The sequence below is a fragment of the Streptomyces sp. NPDC046465 genome (genome assembly GCF_040646035.1).
In the GTDB taxonomy this organism is placed as follows: Bacteria; Actinomycetota; Actinomycetes; order Streptomycetales; family Streptomycetaceae; genus Streptomyces.
Map to the genome: position 1 here is coordinate 1 of NZ_JBEYZK010000033.1, position 20,333 is coordinate 20,333.

The 20,333-nt window shown below is 73.3% G+C and carries 19 protein-coding genes; 6 read left to right on the top strand and 13 right to left on the bottom strand.

Features of this window, described 5'->3' with window-relative positions; all coding sequences use genetic code 11:
* Positions 1 to 138 precede the first annotated feature (138 nt).
* The 3 genes from ABZ953_RS35300 to ABZ953_RS35310 are packed head-to-tail and all read right to left on the bottom strand — an operon-like array spanning position 139 to position 3,378.
* Complete coding sequence (locus ABZ953_RS35300) at positions 139 to 873, bottom strand: SseB family protein (RefSeq protein WP_361733001.1); 735 nt, start codon at positions 871 to 873, stop codon at positions 139 to 141.
* Between the two features lie 28 nt (positions 874 to 901).
* Positions 902 to 2,089 carry a type VII secretion-associated serine protease mycosin gene (gene mycP, locus ABZ953_RS35305; RefSeq protein WP_361732891.1) on the bottom strand — a complete coding sequence of 396 codons (1,188 nt, stop codon included), beginning with the start codon at positions 2,087 to 2,089 and terminating at the stop codon, positions 902 to 904.
* Entirely contained in the window at positions 2,086 to 3,378 is a 1,293-nt protein-coding gene (locus tag ABZ953_RS35310; protein ID WP_361732893.1) for a hypothetical protein, read from the bottom strand. Before ABZ953_RS35310 ends, mycP begins: the two co-directional genes overlap by 4 nt.
* 195 nt (positions 3,379 to 3,573) lie before the next feature.
* On the opposite strand from ABZ953_RS35310, the gene ABZ953_RS35315 reads away from it, so the two are divergent.
* Positions 3,574 to 4,824, top strand: coding sequence for an amino acid deaminase/aldolase (locus ABZ953_RS35315; RefSeq protein ID WP_361732895.1), 1,251 nt, complete (start codon positions 3,574 to 3,576; stop codon positions 4,822 to 4,824).
* Positions 4,825 to 4,847: 23 nt separating this feature from the next.
* Here the strand turns inward: ABZ953_RS35315 and ABZ953_RS35320 are convergent, their stop codons facing one another.
* From ABZ953_RS35320 to ABZ953_RS35345, 6 genes are all read right to left on the bottom strand, one after another.
* Entirely contained in the window at positions 4,848 to 5,801 is a 954-nt protein-coding gene (locus ABZ953_RS35320; RefSeq protein WP_361732897.1) for a DUF2510 domain-containing protein, read from the bottom strand.
* A gap of 29 nt (positions 5,802 to 5,830) precedes the next feature.
* On the bottom strand, positions 5,831 to 7,129 hold the full coding sequence (locus ABZ953_RS35325) for a haloacid dehalogenase-like hydrolase (RefSeq protein WP_361732899.1): 1,299 nt from the start codon (positions 7,127 to 7,129) through the stop codon (positions 5,831 to 5,833).
* Positions 7,130 to 7,151: 22 nt separating this feature from the next.
* A complete protein-coding gene (locus tag ABZ953_RS35330; protein ID WP_361732901.1) occupies positions 7,152 to 8,459 on the bottom strand; it encodes a haloacid dehalogenase-like hydrolase in 1,308 nt (435 codons plus the stop codon).
* 106 nt (positions 8,460 to 8,565) lie between these two features.
* A complete protein-coding gene (locus ABZ953_RS35335; RefSeq protein WP_361732903.1) occupies positions 8,566 to 9,381 on the bottom strand; it encodes a 3-oxoacyl-ACP reductase in 816 nt (271 codons plus the stop codon).
* A gap of 6 nt (positions 9,382 to 9,387) precedes the next feature.
* Entirely contained in the window at positions 9,388 to 10,740 is a 1,353-nt protein-coding gene (locus ABZ953_RS35340) for an aldehyde dehydrogenase family protein (protein WP_361732905.1), read from the bottom strand.
* Between the two features lie 7 nt (positions 10,741 to 10,747).
* Positions 10,748 to 12,118, bottom strand: a complete 1,371-nt coding sequence (locus ABZ953_RS35345; RefSeq protein WP_361732907.1) for a glutamine synthetase family protein — start codon at positions 12,116 to 12,118, stop codon at positions 10,748 to 10,750.
* Positions 12,119 to 12,193: 75 nt separating this feature from the next.
* On the opposite strand from ABZ953_RS35345, the gene ABZ953_RS35350 reads away from it, so the two are divergent.
* The 3 genes from ABZ953_RS35350 (at position 12,194) to ABZ953_RS35360 (ending at position 15,314) form a co-directional block, all read left to right on the top strand.
* Positions 12,194 to 12,952, top strand: a complete 759-nt coding sequence (locus ABZ953_RS35350) for an FCD domain-containing protein (protein ID WP_361732909.1) — start codon at positions 12,194 to 12,196, stop codon at positions 12,950 to 12,952.
* Between the two features lie 154 nt (positions 12,953 to 13,106).
* On the top strand, positions 13,107 to 14,552 hold the full coding sequence (gene eat / locus ABZ953_RS35355; protein WP_361732911.1) for an ethanolamine permease: 1,446 nt from the start codon (positions 13,107 to 13,109) through the stop codon (positions 14,550 to 14,552).
* Between the two features lie 48 nt (positions 14,553 to 14,600).
* Positions 14,601 to 15,314: a gamma-glutamyl-gamma-aminobutyrate hydrolase family protein gene (locus ABZ953_RS35360; protein WP_361732913.1), complete on the top strand. Its 714-nt coding sequence runs from the start codon at positions 14,601 to 14,603 to the stop codon at positions 15,312 to 15,314.
* Here the strand turns inward: ABZ953_RS35360 and ABZ953_RS35365 are convergent.
* Both ABZ953_RS35365 and ABZ953_RS35370 read right to left on the bottom strand, forming a co-directional pair.
* The gene (locus ABZ953_RS35365; protein ID WP_361732915.1) at positions 15,271 to 16,251 is read right to left on the bottom strand and encodes a phosphotransferase; all 981 of its coding nucleotides are present in this window, start codon (positions 16,249 to 16,251) and stop codon (positions 15,271 to 15,273) included. The two genes, ABZ953_RS35360 and ABZ953_RS35365, sit on opposite strands and share 44 nt — an antisense overlap.
* A gap of 123 nt (positions 16,252 to 16,374) precedes the next feature.
* Positions 16,375 to 17,367, bottom strand: a complete 993-nt coding sequence (locus tag ABZ953_RS35370) for a LysR family transcriptional regulator (RefSeq protein ID WP_361732917.1) — start codon at positions 17,365 to 17,367, stop codon at positions 16,375 to 16,377.
* 71 nt (positions 17,368 to 17,438) lie between these two features.
* Between ABZ953_RS35370 and ABZ953_RS35375 the strand changes: the two genes are divergently transcribed.
* Both ABZ953_RS35375 and ABZ953_RS35380 read left to right on the top strand, forming a co-directional pair.
* A complete protein-coding gene (locus ABZ953_RS35375; protein ID WP_361732919.1) occupies positions 17,439 to 18,590 on the top strand; it encodes a TDT family transporter in 1,152 nt (383 codons plus the stop codon).
* Positions 18,587 to 18,985, top strand: a complete 399-nt coding sequence (locus ABZ953_RS35380) for a GNAT family N-acetyltransferase (protein ID WP_361732921.1) — start codon at positions 18,587 to 18,589, stop codon at positions 18,983 to 18,985. The genes ABZ953_RS35375 and ABZ953_RS35380 overlap by 4 nt, the downstream gene beginning before the upstream one ends.
* On the opposite strand, the gene ABZ953_RS35385 is transcribed toward ABZ953_RS35380, so the two are convergent.
* Both ABZ953_RS35385 and ABZ953_RS35390 read right to left on the bottom strand, forming a co-directional pair.
* Positions 18,969 to 19,709 carry a helical backbone metal receptor gene (locus ABZ953_RS35385; protein WP_361732923.1) on the bottom strand — a complete coding sequence of 247 codons (741 nt, stop codon included), beginning with the start codon at positions 19,707 to 19,709 and terminating at the stop codon, positions 18,969 to 18,971. The genes ABZ953_RS35380 and ABZ953_RS35385 overlap by 17 nt on opposite strands.
* 1 nt (position 19,710) lies before the next feature.
* The gene (locus ABZ953_RS35390) at positions 19,711 to 20,286 is read right to left on the bottom strand and encodes a cupin domain-containing protein (protein ID WP_361732925.1); all 576 of its coding nucleotides are present in this window, start codon (positions 20,284 to 20,286) and stop codon (positions 19,711 to 19,713) included.
* Positions 20,287 to 20,333: the final 47 nt, after the last annotated feature.

The following is a 20,333-nucleotide window of genomic DNA, read 5'->3' on the forward strand; positions in this document are numbered from 1 at the left end:
GCCGGGAAGTCCTCGATGGGGGTCCCCCCGGGCCCTTGAGGCCTGGGGGAGGAGCTACTAGGGCTTTTCGGCAACGCGGCGAGCGTGCGTGCCAGACGACGCCCGCCCGGCCGGGGATATGACACAGGCTCTGCGCCTTCACACCGTACGTACGTAGAGGGGCTCGCCCGGCGGCGTCGCCTCGGCCGGCAGGAGTGCCAGGTCGAGGCCGCGCACCAGGCGGGCCCTCAGTGTTTCGTCGGCGGCGATCCGCCGGGCCACGCGCTGGGCGGCCTCGGCCGGGTCCGCGGCCGGGTCGAGGACCAGGGCGAGGGTGCCGTCCGCGTGGCCGGGGCCCAGGTGGGCGCGGAGCACGGCGGGCTCGGCGGCGACGGCCGCGCGCACCGCTCCGGTGACGGCGGGGTCGGCCAGCGGGTCGGCGCTGGCGCGCCCCTCGGCGAGGGCGAGCAGGGCGGAGCGGCCGAGTTCGTAGGGGACGGGGCCCGCAAGGTCCAGGACGATGGTGTCGGCCTGTTCGTGGGCGGCGGCCTGCAGCGCCTGGTGCAGCGGCACGGCGACGGGGCGGGCCGCCGGGTCCCACAGGGCGAGGGCCTCGATGGAGGTGAAGGCGGGCAGCGCCTTGCGGTCACCGGCCTTGAGGGTGGGCACCGCCATGTCACTGGTCTTCTCACGGCGAAGCCCGTTCTCGTCCTCCTCCACCTCGCCGAGCACGGCGACGACGGGGACGAGGAGCCGGGCGCCTGCCAGGGCTTCGAGGACGGGGCCGTGGGCCGTGCGGTCCGCGGACCAGGCGGTGAGGGCCTCGGCCAGCCGGGGGTCGGCCGTCCCGTCGTCGTCGGAGAAGCCGGGGTCGGGAATGTTCTTGTTCGCCATGTTCGCCATGTTCGCCACGGTGTCGACCCTACAGAGCGGGTCCCGCGCCCCGACCGGGCACCCGGGGCGCTCCCGACCTGGTCCGCCAGAGGTGGACGGCCGCCGCGAGCAGCGCGATGCCGAGGCCGCCCGCGACCGGGCCCACCCAGCCCGCGGGGCCGCCGTCGCCCTGTGCCGGGTCCGGGCCCCGGCCGAAGTACTGCGCGCCGTGGGCCGTCGTGGGGGGCTTCTCGGGCTTGAGCCTGTCGCCGCGGGCGAGTGCGGCGGCGGGGTCGATCAGACCGAAGCCCCGGGAGTCGTCGCGGCCGCCGGAGGGGGCGTCGCGGGCGGTGCGCTCCAGGAGCTGCTTGATCTGGGCGGGCGTGAGCGACGGGTGGGCGGCGCGGATCAGGGCGACGGCGCCCGAGACGAAGGCGGAGGCGGCGCTGGTGCCCCAGCCCTCGTAGTACTTGTGGTCGGGGTCCGCGATGATGATGTCGTCGCCGGGGGCCGCGACGGTGGCGTACCAGCGCCGGGTGGAGAAGGCGGCGCGGGCGCCGTTCTCGTCGACGGCCGTCACGGCGATCACCCCGGGGTAGGCGGCGGGGTAGGAGACGTGGTCGCCGCGCTTGCCGCCGTTGCCCGCGGAGGCGACGACGGCGACGCCCTTCTTCAGGGCGTACTGCACGGCGGCGTCCTCGGCCGGTTCGGGGTGGGCGGACTTGGAGTCGTCGCCGAGCGAGAGGTTGATGACGTCCGCGCCGTGGTCGGCGGCCCAGCGGATGCCGTCGGCGAGGGCGTTGCCACGGGTGTTGCGGGCCTTCTTGCGGGCGGGGTCGCCGTCCTCCAGGATCACGCGGACCGGCAGGATCTTCGCCCCGGGCGCGATGCCGAGCACGCCGTCGGCGCGGCCCCCGCCGTGTCCGTGGCCCGCGATGATGCCGGCCATGGCGGTGCCGTGCCGGGCCCAGGGCCGGTCGCCGCGGCCCGCGCCGAAGCCGACCATGTCCTCGCCGTCGAGGACGCTGCCCGCCAGGTCCGGGTGCTCGTCGTCGATGCCGGTGTCCAGGACGGCGACGGTGATGCCCTCGCCCTTGGTGGTCTGCCAGGCCTGGCTGGTGTGCATGGCGTCGAGGCCCCACTGCTGGGCGCGGATGCCGTCGTCGGCGTACGCGGTGGCCGGGGCGAGCGCCAGGGCGGTGGCCACGGTGGCGACGAGCGCCCGACGGGTGCTCATGACTTCTTCTCCGCGGCCGCGATGGTCTTGCGCAGGCCCCGCTCGACGCGGTCTCCGATGCCCTTCGCCTCGTGGCCGAGGCCGGACTGGGCGGGTGCCGACGTGGTGTTGGTGCCCATGGCCTCGGTGGCGGGCTCGGGGTCCGTGACGACGCGGCCGTCGGCGAACCCCGAGACGGCGTACGCGACGACGGGTGCGTCCGGGAGCACGGACATGGTCCAGGTGGCCCGTTGGGTGTCACCGAAGCCCTCGGCGGCGGTGCCCTTGGCGGCGTACGGCCGGGGCATCAGGTCGGGGCGCCGGTCGAGCCCCTCCTCCGTGAAACGGTTCCGCAGTGTCTGCATGCCGTCGGCGTCCGCCTTGGTGAACAGCAGGCCCACGGTGGTGACATGGCTGCGGGTGGCGTCCGTGTACGTGGCGCGCAGCAGCCGCAGACAGCCGACCGGTGCGAGCGCCTTCCGAAGCAACGGGTCGAAGGCGTCCTTGCAGTTGCTGTCGGGTGCGACGGCGATCCGGGTCCAGGCACGGTCGGCGCCGCCCGGACCCGCGCCCTCGCCCTCCAGCGCGGGAGGGAAGAGCCGGTCGACGGGGACGCTGTGCCAGAGCCCGCCGGTGACGGTGTACGCGCTGCGCGTCGCGCCGCCCGCGGCGGACTCCCCGGTCAGCCAACTCCCGGTCACCGCTCCGCCGATGAGGCCGAGCCCGAGGACGACACAGGCCACGGCTGCGGCCGCGCGGGGGCGCGCCCAGGCGCCGACGGGACGCAGCCGGGTGGTGCTGTCGTCGTACATCGCGGGCCGCGCGAAGAAGACGAAGGGCCGTCCGGCGCCGGGCCCCGGCGTCAGATCGACGGCTCCGGTCGCGCGACGGGCGGCGGTCGTACGGGGCGCGGCCGCGACGAGCGGAGCCCGGTCCTCGGGCGGCACCGGCGGGGTGTCGGGCAGGCGTGCGGAGGCCGGGGGCGGCGGGGCCGCGGCGCGGGCCTCTTCGAAGGGGGCGAGGAGGTCCTGGATGCGGGCCGCCTGGCCCGGGTCCTCGTCGCCGTCGAGGGGTGCGGGCCGCGGCCTGTCGAGCACCCAGTCCCGGTCGACCGGCGGCCGGACGTCGGGGAAGCGGGCGGACGGCGCGGGCGGCGGCTCGGCGGCCTCGTCGGACGGGTCCGCGGAGGCGTCGTCCGCGGAGGGCTGTGCCGCGCGGGGCCGGTCCGTGGGGGCCGGCGGGGATGCGGGGCGGGGAGGAGGCGTGGTGGGGCGTGGGGGGATGGGGCTGCGAGGCGCCTCCGTGCTCATGCTCCCCCGATTCCTCGCGCTCCGGCCGGCCGGAGCGCGAGGCCGGCGAGGTTCTGTGCACACCGCTCGGTCGGGCTCCGTGCGCGTCACTCTACGGGCTGCCGCCGGACGTACGGGAACTCAGTCCGCACCCCCGGGCGATCTGCCCGGATCGTCCCCCTACCCTCCGGTAATCGTGTCTGGCAGGCTTCGGCCATGACAGCCCACCCCGCCCCCGGCCACCGCCCTTCACCGCGGCGTCACGCGCCGCGGAGCGCAGCAGACCGGGCCCGTTACGACCGGGCCACCGCGCACCTGGACGCTCCCGTCGCCATCGTCGACCTGGACGCCTTCGACGCGAACGCCGACGATCTCGTGCACCGGGCCGCGGGCAAGCCGATCCGGGTCGCGAGCAAGTCCGTGCGCTGTCGTGCCCTTCTCGAACGCGTCCTCACCCGGGACGGTTTCGCGGGGATCATGTCGTTCACGCTCGCCGAGTCGCTGTGGCTCGCCCGGTCCGGCTTCGACGACGTGCTGCTCGCCTATCCCTCGGCGGACCGCGCCTCCTTCGCGCGACTGGCCGCCGATCCGAAGCTCGCTGCCGCGGTGACCGTGATGGTCGACGACCCGGCGCAGCTGCGCCTCATCGACGAGGCCAGGGACGGCGGGACCGAGGAGGTGCGGGTCTGCCTGGAGTTGGATACGTCCTTCCGGGTCCTTGCCGGGCGCGTGCGCGTGGGCGCGCTCCGTTCGCCGCTGCACTCCCCCGTGCAGGTCGCCGCGCTGGCCCGCGCCGTCGTGCGGCGGCCCGGCTTCCGGCTCGTGGGCGTCATGGCGTACGAGGGTCATGTCGCGGGCGTGGGCGACGCGGTCGAGGGGCGCCCGGCGCGCTCGCGGGCGATCCGGATGATGCAGGCCGCGGCCCGCAAGGAGCTGGCCGCGCGCCGGGGGGAGACCATCGCCGCCGTGCGGGCGGTCGCGCCGGACCTGGAGTTCGTGAACGGCGGCGGCACCGGCAGCGTGCAGCACACCGCGGCCGAGCGTGCGGTCACCGAGATCGCCGCGGGGTCGGGGCTCTTCGTGCCGCGGCTCTTCGACAACTACACGTCGTTCAGCGGGCGTCCTGCCGCGCTGTTCGCCCAGCCCGTGGTGCGGCGGCCCGGTGCGGGGACGGTGACGGTGCTCGGCGGCGGGTATCCGGCGTCGGGCGTCGCGGGCGCCGACCGCTCGCCGGAGCCGTACCTCCCCGAGGGGCTGCGGTACGACCCGCAGGAAGGGGCGGGCGAGGTGCAGACTCCGCTGCACGGCCCGGCGGCGGACGATCTGCTGATCGGCGACAAGGTGTGGTTCCGGCACGCCAAGGCGGGTGAGCTGTGCGAGCGGTTCGAGACACTGCATCTCGTCGAGGGCGACAAGGTGACGGCGAGCGTCCCGACGTACCGGGGCGAGGGCCAGACCTTCCTGTGATCACGCCCCCTGCGGGCCTGCTCTCAGGGGGTCGCGCCGACGTCGTCGCCGACGCCGCCGCCCGTACCGCTGTCGTCGACCGAGCGGATGCCTTCGGTGATCTCGTCCATGACGGAGACCCGCGGGTCGCCGTCCCCGGCGCCGACGGCGAAGCGGACGATGACCATCGACTCCGATCCGACGCTCGACTTGAACGCGAGCGACTGGACGTACCCGCCGGAGCCCTTGGCGGTGTGCACGCGCCACCGCACGTAGTAGCCGGTGCGGCCCGCGACCGCGACCTGGCCCTCGCCGAGCTTCTCGTGGCCGGTGATGCCGCCGTAGGGCTCGTTGTCCAGCTTGTCGTGGTCGTAGGTCTCGTCCGCGGCGTCCTTGATGTCGCCCTGGGCGAGCGTCTTGGGGTCCGTCTCGTCCGTGCCCGTCACGGTGCTCGATGTGACGGTGCCCGCGCGGCAGAGGCCGGAGTCACCCGGGCAGTCGATGATGTCCGGGGTCTGGACGGTCGCGCCGCCGCCGATGTAGCCGTCGCCCTTCACCCAGCCGTCGGGGACGGGGAGCGTGATGCCGTTGAGGTCGTCGACGAGGGTGTCCGGGTCGGGGTCGGCGGACGGGGACGCCGACTTCGACTCCGTCCCGGTGGGCGCCGGATCGCTGTTCACCGACGCGCTCGGCGCCGGCGCGCCGCCGGTCGGGTCGCCGTCGTCCTTGGTCAGGACGACGGCGCCGGTGACGATCGCGCCGACGAGGACGACCCCGGCGGCGGCGAGCGCGACGGCCTTGCCCCGGCCGCCGCCGGAGGCGGCCGGGGCGATCACGGCCGTGGTGTCGGCGGCCGGGCCGAAGCCCTGCCCGTCCTGCGGCACTTGGGCGTACTCGGGGGTCCGCCGGTGCTCGGTCCAGGCGGTCCCGTCCCACCAGCGTTCGACCGCCGGCGCCGACGGGTCCGGGTACCAGCCGGGAGGAGTCGACATGCTCATCCCGGCACTCTAAGTCGTGCCGCGAGGACTCAGTACACCGAGTCCCGCTGGTCGGCGACCACGGAGCCGTCCGCGCGCCGGACGGGACCCTTGTCCCCGTTGTGCTCGTTGTACGCGCTCGTCGAGCAGGGGTAGAGGTCGGGCTTCTGCTTGAGCGGCTCGATGAACATGGGGTTCACGACCCAGCGGCCGTCCGCGTCGTCGTACGCACGGCACATGACCTCGTTCTTGTTGCGGTTGAGCACGAGGTGCGCGCCGGTCGCGTCGCCGACGAACGTCACGTCGGTGTCGGCGTCGCCGCCGCCGAGCGCGATGCGGTCGCCCCGGTCCTGCTTGTCCCAGGCCTGCTTGCCCTTGATCCCGAAGATCTCCTGGTTGATCCAGCAGCGCTTCCCGTCGATGTACGGGATGGCCTCGCCCTTGTTCACGGGGACGCCGCCGCAGCCCTGGTTCCAGGTGGTGATGCGGCCCTTGCGGTCCAGGACGGAGCGGATGGCGACGGTGTGCTTGCGGTCGATGCCCACGCTCTTCGACCAGACCTCGGTGACCGGCTCCGAGCCCGCCGAGACGATGTAGACGTCGAAGCCTGCCTTCTTGAGGGTGCGGATCAGGTCACGCTGCTGGTCGTAGTAGCGGACGTACCCGGGGATCTCGTGGGTGCCGACGGTCTGGGTGGCGCCGATCGGGGCGGCGAGCGCCTCCTTGCGGGCCTTCGCCGCGTACGACTCCAGCTCGGGAACGGTGTGCCCGGCGAAGATCTGCGGCACCCAGGCGTACTGCGGGACGGTGTGGCGGTGGTCCCACGTCCCGGCGAAGGCGGCCTTGCCGCTCATCGTCTTCCCGTCCTCGCGGACCTCGAAGATCTCGTCCGCGCAGGCCTTGTTCGTGGAGGTGCGCAGCGGCTTGCCGACCGGGACCTTTGTGCCGCAGGCCTTGGTGAGCGCGCGGTGTGCGTCGTCGGTCATCCACTTGCTGGTGGACTTCCAGCTCTTGGGGCGCAGGATCTTGTCGTGGCGCAGGGACCAGGCGATGGTCGCGTCGGTGACGTCGTTCTTCGTGACGGTGTTGTCCCAGTCGAAGGCGGCGACCGGGCGCTTCTTGCCGTGTCCGAGGTGCGGGTGGGAGCAACTGCCGCGCTCGTCGATCATCTGCTGCAGGTGGGCGCGGTTGTCGCCGTACCAGGTCAGCTTCTTGGACAGCTGGGGGCAGTGCCCCGCGGCGGTACGGGGGTTCGCGGGCGTGGCGGCGGCCGCGGGGAGAGCTGCCGGCACGGCCGCCAGGGTGGCGGCCGCGGCCAGGGTCAGCGCCAAAATGTTTCTGTTACGCATGCGAGTGGACCGTACATCAGTCCTACGGCGCTGACGATGGTGTCGACTTCCCGTACACCGTGTCCCGCTGATCGGGGATCACGGAGCCGTCCGTACGGCGCACCGGCGCCGGGGCGCCGTCCCGTCGGGTGTACCCCGTGGTGGCGCAGGGGTAGGGGTCGGCCTTCTTGCCCTTGGGCTCGATGAACATGGGGTTGACCAGCCAGCGGCCGTCGCCGTTCTCGTAGGCGCGGCACATCAGTTCGTTCTTGTTGCGGTTCAGGACGAGCCGCAGGCCGGTGGCGTCGCGCAGGAAGGAGACGTCCGTGTCGGAGTCGCCCGCCGCGAACACCTGGCGCTTCCCGGCCGGTTGCACCATCTCGGCGGCGGCGCCGCGCACGCCGAGGATCTCCTTGTTGATCCAGCAGCGCTTGCCGTCGATGTACGTGATCATCGAGTCGTCGCCGTCCCTGACGGTGCCGCAGCCCTTGAGGTGCGCGGTCTGCCTGCCGTGTGCGGTGACGTTGCGGATGCCGAGGGTGTGCCGGGCGTCGATGCCCACGGCCTTCGCCCACACCTCGGCGACGGGCTCGGGCGACGCCGAGACGATGTGGACGTCGAAGCCTGCTTTCTTGAGGGTGCGGATCAGGTCGCGCTGCTGGTCGTAGTAGCGGACCCAGCCGGTGACCCGCTCCGTGCCGACCCGCTGTTCGGCGCCGACGGGCGCGGCGAGGTTCTCCTTGCGGGCGGCGGCCGCGAACTGTTCGACCTGGCGGGTGGTCCAGCCGCGGGTGAGCTGGGCGAGCCAGGCGTACTGCGGTTCCATGCGGCGCCGGTCGAAGCCCGCGAAGGCCGTCTTCCCCGAGGTCGTGGTCCCCTCGCTGTAGACGGAGAGGATCTCGTCGGCGCAGGCGGTGTCGCGGTGGGTGGGCAGGGTGGTGCCGGTGGCGGGGCAGGCCTTCGCCAGGGCCCTGGCCGCCGGGCCGGTCAGATAGCGGCTCGTGGTGTGCCAGTCGCCGCGCTCGGGCGTGCGTATCTTGGCGTTGCGCAGCAGCCAGAACATGGTGGCGTCGCCGATGTCGTTCTTGATGACGGTGTTGTCCCAGTCGAAGGTGGCGACGGGCTTGGCGGCGCCCCGGCCTTCGCCGCATCTGCCGTACTGGTCCAGCATGCGCTGGAGCCGCGCCTTGTTCTTGCCGTACCAGCCTTCGGAGACGGTCAGCGTGGGGCACTTCTCGGCCTTCGGCCGGGCGTGCTGCGTTGCTTCTGCGGTGGCCTGGACGCCGAGGAGGCCGGTTCCCGCGACGGCGAGCACGGCGGCTGCGGCGGTGCAGCGGCGTTTGAAGTTCATGTACACACTCCCGTGTCTACGCAGGTCAGCCGGGCGTCGTGCGACGCCCGGCTGACGGGGTGGTGGCTGGAGGGTGAACTGCGAGGGCTGGACTACAGGGGCTGAACTACAGCGGCGTGACGTACGCCCCCGTGAGCCCGCCGTCGACGAGGAAGTCCGTGGCGTTCACGAACGAGGAGTCGTCGCTGGCCAGGAAGGCCACCGCGGACGCCATCTCCTCGGCCTCCGCGAAGCGGCCCACCGGAATGTGCACGAGGCGGCGCGCGGCCCGCTCGGGGTCCTTGGCGAACAGCTCCTGGAGGAGCGGGGTGTTGACCGGGCCCGGGCAGAGCGCGTTGACGCGGATGCCCTCGCGGGCGAACTGCACGCCCAGCTCACGGGACATGGCGAGGACGCCGCCCTTGGACGCAGTGTACGAGATCTGCGACGTGGCCGCACCCATCCTCGCCACGAACGAGGCGGTGTTGATGATCGAGCCCTTGCCCTGCCGCCGCATATAGGGGAGGGCCGCCTTGCAGCACAGGTACACGGAGGTGAGGTTGACGTCCTGGACGCGCTTCCAGGCTTCGAGGCCCGTGTCCAGGATGGAGTCGTCGTCGGGCGGCGAGATGCCCGCGTTGTTGAAGGCGATGTCGACCGAGCCGTAGGTGTCGTACGCGGTCTTGAAGAGCGCCTCGACCTGGTCGGCGTCGGTGACGTCGACCTTCACGAAGGTCCCGCCGACCTCGTCGGCCGCGGCCTTGCCCGCCCTCTCGTCGATGTCCCCGCAGACGACATGGGCGCCTTCGGAGGCGAGGCGGCGCGCGGTGGCGAGGCCGATGCCGCTGCCTGCGCCGGTGATGACGGCGGTGCGGCCGACGAGGCGGCGGCAGCCATGGGTCTGGGGGGCGCCCCCAGGGGATGCGAGAGTCTCTTCGGTCATGGGTGCTCAGGCCTCCGTGCTGATGAAGACGTTCTTGGTTTCCGTGAATGCGGCGAGCGCGTCCGGGCCGAGTTCACGGCCGAGTCCGGACTGCTTGTAACCGCCGAAGGGGGTCCAATAGCGCACGCTGGAGTGCGAGTTGACGGACAGGTTGCCCGCGGCCACCGCGCCGGAGACGCGCAGGGCACGCCCCACGTCCCGCGTCCAGATGGACCCGGAGAGGCCGTACTCGGTCGCGTTGGCGAGGCGGATCGCGTCGGCCTCGTCGTCGAAGGGCAGGACGACGGCGACCGGCCCGAAGACCTCCTCGGTCGCCACCGGCGACGTCGGGGCGGCATCGGTGAGGAGCGTCGGCGGGAACCAGAAGCCGGGCCCCTCGGGGGCGGTGCCGTGGATTCCGTCGCCGGCCGGGACGTACGAACGCACCCGCTCCAGCTGGGACCTGGAGATGAGCGGGCCCATCTGGGTCTTCTCGTCGGACGGGTCGCCGACGACGACCGATTCGATTGCGGGCCTGACGATCTCCAGGAAGCGGTCGTAGACGGAGCGCTGCACCAGGATGCGGGTGCGGGCGCAGCAGTCCTGGCCGGAGTTGTCGAGGTACGACATGGGGGTGGCGAGGGCGGCGGCCTCCACGTCGGCGTCGGCGAAGACGATGTTCGGGCTCTTGCCGCCGAGTTCGAGGGTCACGCGCTTCACGCGGTCGGCGCATGTGGCCATGATCTGCTTGCCGACCCGGGTGGAGCCGGTGAACACGATCTTGGCGACGCCGGGGTGTTCGACGAGGGCGGCGCCCGCGACGTCGCCCTTGCCGGGCAGCACCTGGAAGAGGCCTTCGGGAAGGCCTGCCTCCAGGGCGAGTTCGGCGAGGCGGAGCGCGGTGAGCGGGGTCGTCTCCGCGGGCTTGAGGACCACCGCGTTGCCGGCCGCGAGGGCGGGGGCGGTGCCCCAGGCGGCGATCGGCATCGGGAAGTTCCAGGGGGCGATGACGCCCACCACCCCGAGGGGTTCGAGAATCGTCACGTTCAGGCCCCCGGGCACCGGGATCTGACGGCCGCTCAGCCGCTCCACTCCCCCGGCCGCGAAGTCCAGGAGATCGCGGACGTTGCCCGCCTCCCAGCGCGCGTTGCCGATGACGTGACCGGCCTCGCGCACCTCCAACCGGGCGAGTTCTTCGAGGTGTTCGTCGACGACCGCCGCGAAGCGGCGCAGCAGGCGCGCGCGGTCGGCGGGGGCGGCGGCCGCCCACTTGGCCTGTGCCGATGTCGCACGCGCGACGGCGGCGTCGACGTCCTGCGCGGTGGCGGCGGGGACGGTCGCGATGATTTCTTCGGTCGCCGGGTTCAATACCTCTAGCAAGGGTGCCTCACATGCGTTCGAAGGAGCGGCGGAGCTCCCAGTCGGTCACCGCGGAGTCGAAGGCGTCCAGCTCGACCCGCGCCATATTGCGGTAGTGGGCGACCACCTCGTCACCGAAGGCGGCCTTGGCGATGGGGCTGTTCTCCCAGAGCTCGGCGGCTTCCCGCAGCGTCGTGGGGACGTGCGCGTAGTCGCCGCTGTAGGCGTTGCCGGTGCACTCTTCGGGGAGTTCGAGCTTCTGCTCCACCCCGTACAGGCCCGCGGCGACGAGCCCCGCGACGGCCAGGTGCGGGTTGACGTCGCCCCCGGGGAGCCGGTTCTCGAAGCGGAGCGAGCGGCCGTGGCCGACGACGCGGAGTGCGCAGGTGCGGTTGTCGTAGCCCCAGGCGGCGGCGGTCGGCGCGAAGGAGCCCGGCCTGAACCGCTTGTAGGAATTGATGTGGGGCGCGTAGAGCAGGGAGAAGTCGCGCAGCGCCGCGAGCTGACCGGCGAGGAAGTGCCGCATGACGGGTGACATGCCTCCCGGGTCGTCCGGGGAGCCCGCCATGACGTTGGTGCCGTCGGCGTCCTGGAGCGAGAGGTGGATGTGGCAGGAGTTGCCCTCGCGCTCGTTGAACTTGGCCATGAAGGTGAGCGAGACACCTTCCTGGGACGCGATCTCCTTGGCGCCGGTCTTGTAGATGGCGTGCTGGTCGCAGGTGACCAGGGCTTCGTCGTACTTGAATACGATCTCGTGCTGGCCCGGGTTGCACTCGCCCTTGGCCGACTCGACGACGAGCCCGGCGGCCGCCATGTCGTTGCGGATGCGGCGCAGGAGCGGCTCGATGCGGCCGGTGCCGAGGACCGAGTAGTCGATGTTGTACTGGTTGGCCGGGGTGAGGTCCTTGTACCCGGCGTCCCACGCCTGTTCGTAGGTGTCCTTGAAGACGATGAATTCGAGCTCCGTGCCGACGTGCGCGGTGAAGCCGAGCTCGGCGAGGCGGTCCAGCTGGCGGCGCAGGATCTGGCGGGGCGCCGCGACCACGGGTGAGGAATCGCTCCAGGCCAGGTCCGCGATGAGCATCGCGGTGCCCTCGTTCCAGGGGACGCGGCGCAGGGTGGAGAGGTCGGCGTGCATGGCGAAGTCGCCGTAGCCGCGGTCCCAGGAGGACATCGCATATCCGTCGACGGTGTTCATCTCCGGGTCGACGGCGAGGAGGTAGTTGCAGCCCTCCGTACCGTGTTCCAGGACCTCGTCGAGGAAGAAGCGGGCGGCGAACCGCTTGCCCTGGAGCCGCCCCTGCATATCGGGAAAGGCCAGGACGACAGTGTCGATCTCGCCGCTCGCCACGAGGGCGGTGAGCTCCTCGACGGCGAGCGGGGGTGTGCGGTCTGCCACGGGAAAAGCCTCCTTGGGTCAGCCGGGAGCCATAAGGTATTGCGGAGAACCTTTGCTTGGGAAGGGGGTACGGGCATGTCGCACACGGAAGAGGACACCAACGGAGGTGTCCCGCCCGGGACGGAGGACGACCGGCTGACGCCGGTCCTGCGTCCGGTGCGGGCGGGCAACGGCTTCGAGGAGGCCTTGGAGCAGATCCTCCAGGTGGTCCGCCTCGGCCTGGTCCCCGGCGGCGAACGCCTGCCGTCGGAACGGGAGTTGGCCGACCGCCTCGGCATCAGCCGGGTCACGCTGCGCGAGGTCCTGAAGGTGCTGCAGGACCAGGGCCTCGTCGAGTCGCGGCGCGGGCGGTACGGCGGCACCTTCGTGCGGCCGCGCCCCGCGGCGCCGGGCGAGGGCGAGCTGCGCCGCCGCATCAAGGACGTCGACGTCGAGGACGCGCTGCGGTTCCGCGAGGTCCTCGAAGTCGGCGCGGCCGGGCTCTGCGCGGCCCACGGCCTGACCGGCGAGCAGGCGGACCGGCTGCGCGCGGCGCTCGACCGGACCCACGACGCGCCCCTCGCGGAGTACCGCAGGCTGGACACGCTCCTCCACCTCACGCTCGCCGAGCTGTGCGGGTCGCCGTCGCTCACCGCGCAGTACGCGGCGGTCCGCGCGACCGTCAACGACCTCCTGGACTGCATCCCGCTGCTCGTACGGAACCTGGAGCACTCGCAGCGCCAGCACACCGCGCTGGTCGAGGCGGTGCTCGACGGGGACGCGGACGGCGCGCGGGAGATGATGCGCGAGCACTGCGCGGGAACGGCGGCCCTGCTGCGGGGCTTTCTGACGTGAGGCCGCGGGCCTCGGCGCGTGAGGCGCTGTTAACCGCCGGGTAACGCAGGGGGCTTGATTTCTCCCACCCGGCACGGCAAAGGTATGGATCCGTTCCATTGCGTGTCCTGCAGCATTCGAGCAGATCCATGTGCCGCCACATAGGAGCCGTGCCATGACCGTGGAGTCCTCCAAGCCGAGCCCCGCCGAACCGGCGGACGACTATCTGGAGCGCCGGACGCTGCGCAGGGGCAGCGCGGGCTGGCTCCTTCTCACCGGACTCGGCGTCGCCTATGTCGTCTCGGGCGACTACTCCGGCTGGAACTTCGGCCTCGCGGAGGGCGGCTTCGGTGGCCTCGCCATCGCCATGGGGCTGATGGGCGTGATGTACGCGTGCATGGTCTTCTCGCTGGCCGAGCTCTCGTCCGTGCTGCCCACGGCGGGCGGCGGCTACGGCTTCGCGCGCCGGGCGCTCGGGCCCTGGGGCGGCTTCCTGACCGGCACGGCCATCCTCATCGAGTACATCCTCGCGCCCGCCGCGATCTCCATCTTCATCGGCGACTACGTCGAATCGCTGGGCCTTTTCGGCCTCACCTCGGGCTGGCCGGTCTATCTGGCCTGCTTCGCCGTGTTCATCGGCATCCACCTCTGGGGCGTCGGCGAGGCGCTGCGCTTCAGCTTCGTCGTGACCGGCATCGCGGTGGCGGCGCTGCTCGTCTTCGCGGTCGGCGCGTTCATGGACTTCGACGCGTCGAAGCTGAACGACATCCCGGTGGACACCGGCGCCTTCGGCGCCAACTCCTGGCTCCCCATGGGGTTGTTGGGCATCTGGGCCGCGTTCCCGTTCGGCATGTGGTTCTTCCTCGGCGTCGAGGGCGTGCCGCTGGCCGCCGAGGAGACGAAGGACCCGGCGCGCACGCTGCCCCGCGCGATCCGCTGGTCGATGGCCATCCTCGCCGCCCTCGCGCTCCTCACCTTCTTCGCGTCGGCCGGGGCGCGCGGCGCGAACGCGATCCAGGGTGCGGGCAACCCGCTGGTCGAGGCGCTCCAGCCGGACGGCGAGGCGACGGGGCTCAGCCGCGTCATCAACTACGCGGGCCTCGCGGGCCTGGTGGCCTCCTTCTTCTCGCTCATCTACGCGGGCTCGCGCCAGCTCTTCGCGCTCTCCCGGGCCGGGTACCTCCCCCGCTTCCTCTCCCTCACCAGCAGCCGCAAGGCCCCCTACCTGGGCCTGCTCGTCCCGGGCGCGATCGGCTTCGGCCTGGCGGCGGCGACCGGTGACGGCGCCCGCATGCTGAACGTCGCGGTCTTCGGTGCGACCATCTCGTACGCCCTGATGTCGCTCTCGCACATCGTCCTTCGCCGCCGCGAGCCGAATCTGGAGCGGCCCTACCGCACGCCCGGCGGCATCCTCACCTCGTCGGTGGCACTGGTCCTGGCCTGCGCCGCGCTGGTCGCGACGTTCCTGGTGGACGTGACGGCGGCGCTGATCGCGCTCGCGGTGTACGTGGTCGCCATCGGCTACTTCGGCCTGTACAGCCGCAAGCATCTGGTGGCGCGCGCACCGGAGGAGGAGTTCGCGGCACTCGCGGCCGCCGAGGCAGAGTTGGAACGCGACTGAGGCACCACGCCGAAACACCGCACTGAAACACCACGCTGAAGGAGAACGGTGAGGGAGAACGCAGTGAGCGGCAGGCCGCTGATCGGGGTCAGCACCTATCTGGAGTCCCGGGCGAGCTGGGGCGTGTGGGAGCTGCCCGCCGCGCTGCTGCCCGCGGGCTACCCCCGGCTCGTCCAGGCGGCGGGCGGCCTCGCCTCGATGCTGCCGCCGGACGATCCCGGGTACGCGCGCTCCGTCGTCGACCGGCTCGACGGGGTGGTCGTCGCGGGCGGCCCCGACGTCGAGCCCGCGCGGTACGGCGCGGATCCCGAGGAGCTCACCGGGCCGCCCGCGCGGGAGCGGGACGCCTGGGAACTCGCCCTGATCGAGGCGGCGTTGGCGTCCGGCACACCGCTGCTCGGCATCTGCCGCGGCATGCAGCTGATGAACGTGGCGCTCGGCGGGACGCTGGTCCAGCACATGGAGGGGCACAGAGAGCAGATCGGTGTGTTCGGCACGCACGCGGTGGAGCCGGTCCCCGGCACGCTCTACGAGTCCATCGTGCCGGACGCGGCCACGGAGGTGCCGACCTACCACCACCAGGCGGTGGACCGCATCGGCCGGGACCTCGTGCCCTCGGCGTACGCGGCGGACGGCACCGTCGAGGCGCTCGAACTGCCCGGCCCCGCCTGGGCGCTCGGCGTGCAGTGGCACCCGGAGATGGGCGAGGACACGCGCGTCATGGCAGCGCTGGTCCGCGCCGCGTCGCGAGCCGCGTCCTGAGCCACGCCACGGCGGCCGCGCCCTGGGCGGCCTGGAAGGCGCGCAGGGTCGGCAGTCCGGGCGGGGCGGGCCGCAGCGACTGCCGTACGAAGTACCCGGCGAGGCCGGCCAGCGTCGCCGTCACACCCAGCGGGTCGGCCTCCGCGCCCACCCGCTGGGCGGTGAACACCTCCTCCGGCTCCGGGCCGCCCTGGGCCCGCACGCACGGCAGCATGAGGAGCAGGTCGAACCAGGGCGCGGCACGCAGGGCGTGCGGCCAGTCGACGAAGACGACCCGGTCGCCGTCGGCCGTGAGCAGCATGTTGTCGGCGCGCAGATCGCCGTGGGCGAGAGTGTCGCCCGACGCGGACTCGCCCCAGGGCGCGGCGAGTCCGGCGAGCGCGGGCAGGTTGCGGCGGACCCAGGGATCGAGCCGCCCGGCCGCCTCCGCCCCCTCCTCGATCAGCCGCTCCCACCCCCGGAAGATGCCCGCACACGCCTCGACGGCGGTGGGGGCGGCCACCGGCGCGGGCGTGAGGTCCCGCGAGAGGGCGTCCACCGCTGCCAGCACCCGCGCGAACTCATCGGCGCGCCAGGGCACTTGCGGCTGGCGCCCTGCGATGTCCTCGAAGGCGAGGGCGACCCAGGTCCCGTCGTCGTAGGAGGCCAGGAACCGGGGTACGGGCACGGCGGCCGGCAGGGCGGCGGAGTTGCGGGCCTCGGTGCGGTGCAGGCGGGGGCTGCCGGGGTTGGCCTCGGCGCTCACGGCCTTGACGAACGCCCGCCGGCCGTCGTCGAGCCGCACCCGGGCGGCGACACCGGGCGAGAACCCGCCGCGCTGCGTCACCGCCTCGACCACGGCCGCGCCGAGCTCGCTCTCCAGCCCTTCGCGGACGTGCGCGGGAAGCTGCCACCACGGGGTGCGGACGCCGGTCGCCGGGGGCGCGGTCACGTTCATGCACCCATGGTGGGCGCGGGTCCGGGGGTGACGCCAGACATTTTCCGCGCCCCGGCGCATCTGCCACAGGCGTCGCCCCGCTGCCCCGCTCCCCCGCGCCGACTGCCGCTGGACGCGGCCGCCTCACGTGCGCCGCGTCAGCGCCAGCAGATCCCGCCCCGGCCCCGCGGGGCGGTGTCCCGTCGGCCAGACCGCCCGCAGCTCCCTGCGCAGCCGCACGTCCGCCAGCGGGATCTCCACAAGGCGCCGGGCCGCGAGCTCCTCGCCCACCGCGAGCTCGCTGAGGACCGAGGGCCCCGCCCCGCTGACCGCCGACGCCTTCACCGCCGTCGTGGACGACAGCTCGATGAGCGGCCGGGCGAGCCCGCCGAGCGCCGCTTCGAGAACCTGGCGGGTGCCCGACCCCTCCTCGCGCAGGATCAGCGGCGTCGCCGCCAACTCGGCCGCCCCGAGCGGCTTCCTGCGCCGTGCCCACGGGTGCCCGGGGGCCGCCACGACGACCAGCCTGTCGTACGCGACGACCACGTCGTCGAGCCCGCCCGGCACGGTGAGGCCCTCGACGAAGCCGAGGTCCGCCTCCCCGGCAAGCAACCGGGTCGCGACGGCCGCGGAGTTGCCCGCGAGCAGCGACACCGCCGTGTCAGGGCGCTGGGTCCGCAGGGCGATCAGCCAGCCCGGCAGCAGATACTCGGCGATCGTCATGCTCGCCGCGACCCGCAGCCGCGAGTCCCGCCGCACGCGCAGCGCCTGCGCCCCGACGTCGAAGGCCTCGGCCGCCTCCACGATCCGGCCCGCCCAGTCGGTGACCAGGGCGCCCGCGTCCGTGAGGCGGGAGCCGCGGGGCGAGCGGTCGACGAGCGCGACGCCGAGCTGCCGCTCCATGGCGCGCACCCGGCTGCTCGCCGCGGGCTGGGTGATGCCCAGCTCCCGGGCGGCCCGCCCGAGGCTGCCGAGCCGGGCCACCGCGAGCAGCAGCTGCAGCGCGCCGAGGTCGGGCACCCGGTGGGCGAGCGGGGCCTCGGGGACGCTCGGGTAGGCGGACGGCTCAGGGGGCGCTGGGCGGGCGGAGGACGCGGGAGACTCAAGAGGCTCAGGGGACGCAGGGGACGTACTCATAAAGCCAGCTTATGCCCCCATAGAAGCGCGCTGTCTGGTGGCGGCCCCCCGCCCCGTACGACCGTGGACGCATGGTCACCACCGCTCAGCCCACCGCCTCCGCGGGCATCCCCCGCACGGCCGCGGGCACCCGCCTCGGCGCGGTCCGCCACCTCGGCCCGAACTGGTACGCCTCCGTCATGGGCACCGCCATCATCGCCAACGCCGGCGCGACCCTGCCGCACGGATTCCCGGGACTGCGCACGGGCTGCACGGTCGTGTGGGCGCTGTCCTTCGTGCTGCTCGCCGTCCTGCTCACCGCCCGCGCCGCGCACTGGGTCCACCACCGCGATCAGGCCCGCGCGCACCTCCTTGACCCGACGATGGCGCCGTTCTACGGGTGTCTGCCGATGGCGCTGCTCGCGGTCGGTGGCGGCACTCTCATCGTCGGCAAGGACTGGATCGGCACGGGCGCCGCCGTCGCGGTCGACACCGTGCTGTTCTCCGTCGGCACGGCCATCGGGCTCACGGCCGCCGTGGCCATTCCCTACCTGATGGTCGTCCGCCACCGCATCGCCGCCGACCAGGCCTCGCCCGTGTGGCTGCTGCCCGTGGTCGCCCCCATGGTGTCGGCGGCCGTCGGCCCGCTGCTCATCCCCCACCTGCCCGCGGGCCAGGCCCAGCAGACGATGCTCTACGGCTGCTTCGCGATGTTCGGCCTGAGCCTGCTCACCACCCTGGTGATGCTGCCGGTGATCTTCGCCCGCCTGGTGACAGCGGGCCCGCTGCCCCTGGCGCTCACCCCCACCCTCTTCCTGGTCCTCGGCCCGCTCGGCCAGTCGACGACCGCCGCCGACAAGTTCGCCGACTTCGCCCCGGGCATCGCGCACGCCCCGCTCGACCGGGGCTTCCTCGCCCTCGCCGTGCTCTTCGGCGTCCCCGTCATGGGCTTCGCCCTGATGTGGCTGGCGCTCGCCGCGGCCATGGTGGTGCGCGCCCGGCGCCGCGGCATGGGTTTCGCGATGACCTGGTGGGCGTTCACCTTCCCCGTCGGCACCTGCGTGACGGGCGCCGAGGGCCTGGGCAAGCACACCGGGCTCGCGGTGTTCGACTGGCTCGCGGTCGCCCTCTTCGTCCTCCTCGGGACCGCCTGGGCCGTGGCGCTCGCGCACACCCTGCGCGGGGTCGTCGACGGAAGGCTCCTCGCGGCACCGGCACCGGCCCCCTCTACGCTGCGGGCATGACGATCACCTACGAATGGCGCGGCGCCTTCGACGACCCGGCCGTCAACGCCCTGCACGCACAGGCGTTCGAGCACGCCCCGCTGCCCATCGGCTGGCACGCGCAGCTGCACCGGCACAGTCTCGGCTGGGTCTGTGCCCGCGCGGAGGGCGGGCTGGTCGGGTTCGTCAACGTCGCCTGGGACGGCGGGGTCCACGCCTTCGTCCTCGACACGGTGGTCGCTCAGGACCTGCGCGGCACCGGGATCGGCGCCGAGCTCGTGGCCGCCGCCGTCCGCGGGGCGCGCGCGGCGGACTGCGAGTGGCTGCACGTCGACTTCGACGAGCACCTGCGCCCCTTCTACTTCGAGGCCTGCGGCTTCCGGCCCACGGACGCCGGGCTCATCGCGCTGCGCTGAGCGCCGCGCCGAGCACGGCGGGAGCCTCGGCGAGCGAGGGGCCGTACCAGGTGAGGTGGCGGCCGCTGACCAGGGCGGTCGGCAGGTGGGCGGGGAACGCCTCGGGACCGTCGTCGCGCGTGAAGCGGTACGGCTCGTCCGGCAGCACCACCAGGTCGAGCTCCGCCGCGCACAGCTCCTCGACCGGCACCCGCGGATAGCGCTCGGCGTGAGCGGCGTACGCGTTGGCGACACCGAGGCGGGCGAGGAGGTCGCCCGCGAACGTGTCACGGCCGACGACCATCCACGGCCGCCGCCAGATGGGCACCGCGGCCCGCAGCGGGACCGGCGGCACGGGCAGCTCCCGCCACGCCGCCTCGGCCTCCGCCAGCCACCCGGGCCGCCGCCCCGCACCGCACGCCGCGAGGACCCGGGTCAGCTCTTGGAAGGCCTGGGGCAGCGTCCGCACCTCGGTCACCAGGACCTCGATGCCCGCCACGCGCAGCGCCGCCAGGTCGGGGGCGCGGTTCTCCTCCTCGTTGGCGACGACCAGGTCGGGGGCGAGGGCGACGATGCGGGGCACGTCGGGGTTCTTCGTGCCGCCCACCCGGGTCACATCGAGGTCCGCCGGATGGCTGCACCAGTCGGTCGCCCCGACCAGCGCGCCCGGCACGGTGACGGCGACGGCCTCGGTCAGCGAGGGCACCAGGGAGACGACCCGCAGCGGGCCGCGTACGAGCGGCACGTCAGCGCCCCTTGTCGTCCACGGCTTCGATGTGGTCCCCGACGGCGACCACCAGGACCCGGGTGTCCGGCACGGTGGCCCGCCAGCGGTGCCTGACCCCGCCCGTGAGGAACAGGGTGTCGCCGCGTCCGAGGCGGTAGGCGCGGCCCTCGGCCTCCATCTCCACGGCGCCCTCGACGACGTACATCAACTCGTCGTTGCGGTGCTGGAATTCGCGGCCCTCGTCGTGGTCCCCGATGAATTCGAGGGCGTGCAGCTGGTGATGGCCGCGGGCCAGTTCGCGTACGCGTGCGTCGGGGGTGGAGCCGTCCAGGTCCGTGTCGTCGTCGGCGCGCACCACCTCGACGGTGCGGGCCGGGTCGGCGGCGGCGAGGAGCTCCACGTCGGTGGTGCACAGGGCGTCGGCGACCCGCTGCAGGGAGCGCATGCTGGGCCGGGCGCGTTCGTTCTCGATCTGGCTGAGGAACGGCACGGAGAGACCGCTGCGCTCGGCGACGACGGCCAGGGTGAGCTCCAGCTGCCGACGGCGGCGCCGCACGGCCGAGCCCACCCGGAGGGTCTCCTTGTGCTCGTCCATCGCCTCGGCTCCCTTCAGCGCATCGGCCCGCTCTCCACCCTGAGGGG

Coding starts and splice junctions, on each gene's coding strand:
- ABZ953_RS35300 (WP_361733001.1), bottom strand. CDS start 873: ATGGCGAACAAGAACATTCCCGACCCCGGCTTCTCCGACGACGACGGG.
- mycP (WP_361732891.1), bottom strand. CDS start 2,089: ATGAGCACCCGTCGGGCGCTCGTCGCCACCGTGGCCACCGCCCTGGCG.
- ABZ953_RS35310 (WP_361732893.1), bottom strand. CDS start 3,378: ATGAGCACGGAGGCGCCTCGCAGCCCCATCCCCCCACGCCCCACCACG.
- ABZ953_RS35315 (WP_361732895.1), top strand. CDS start 3,574: ATGACAGCCCACCCCGCCCCCGGCCACCGCCCTTCACCGCGGCGTCAC.
- ABZ953_RS35320 (WP_361732897.1), bottom strand. CDS start 5,801: ATGAGCATGTCGACTCCTCCCGGCTGGTACCCGGACCCGTCGGCGCCG.
- ABZ953_RS35325 (WP_361732899.1), bottom strand. CDS start 7,129: ATGCGTAACAGAAACATTTTGGCGCTGACCCTGGCCGCGGCCGCCACC.
- ABZ953_RS35330 (WP_361732901.1), bottom strand. CDS start 8,459: ATGAACTTCAAACGCCGCTGCACCGCCGCAGCCGCCGTGCTCGCCGTC.
- ABZ953_RS35335 (WP_361732903.1), bottom strand. CDS start 9,381: ATGACCGAAGAGACTCTCGCATCCCCTGGGGGCGCCCCCCAGACCCAT.
- ABZ953_RS35350 (WP_361732909.1), top strand. CDS start 12,194: ATGTCGCACACGGAAGAGGACACCAACGGAGGTGTCCCGCCCGGGACG.
- eat (WP_361732911.1), top strand. CDS start 13,107: ATGACCGTGGAGTCCTCCAAGCCGAGCCCCGCCGAACCGGCGGACGAC.
- ABZ953_RS35365 (WP_361732915.1), bottom strand. CDS start 16,251: ATGAACGTGACCGCGCCCCCGGCGACCGGCGTCCGCACCCCGTGGTGG.
- ABZ953_RS35370 (WP_361732917.1), bottom strand. CDS start 17,367: ATGAGTACGTCCCCTGCGTCCCCTGAGCCTCTTGAGTCTCCCGCGTCC.
- ABZ953_RS35375 (WP_361732919.1), top strand. CDS start 17,439: ATGGTCACCACCGCTCAGCCCACCGCCTCCGCGGGCATCCCCCGCACG.
- ABZ953_RS35380 (WP_361732921.1), top strand. CDS start 18,587: ATGACGATCACCTACGAATGGCGCGGCGCCTTCGACGACCCGGCCGTC.
- ABZ953_RS35390 (WP_361732925.1), bottom strand. CDS start 20,286: ATGGACGAGCACAAGGAGACCCTCCGGGTGGGCTCGGCCGTGCGGCGC.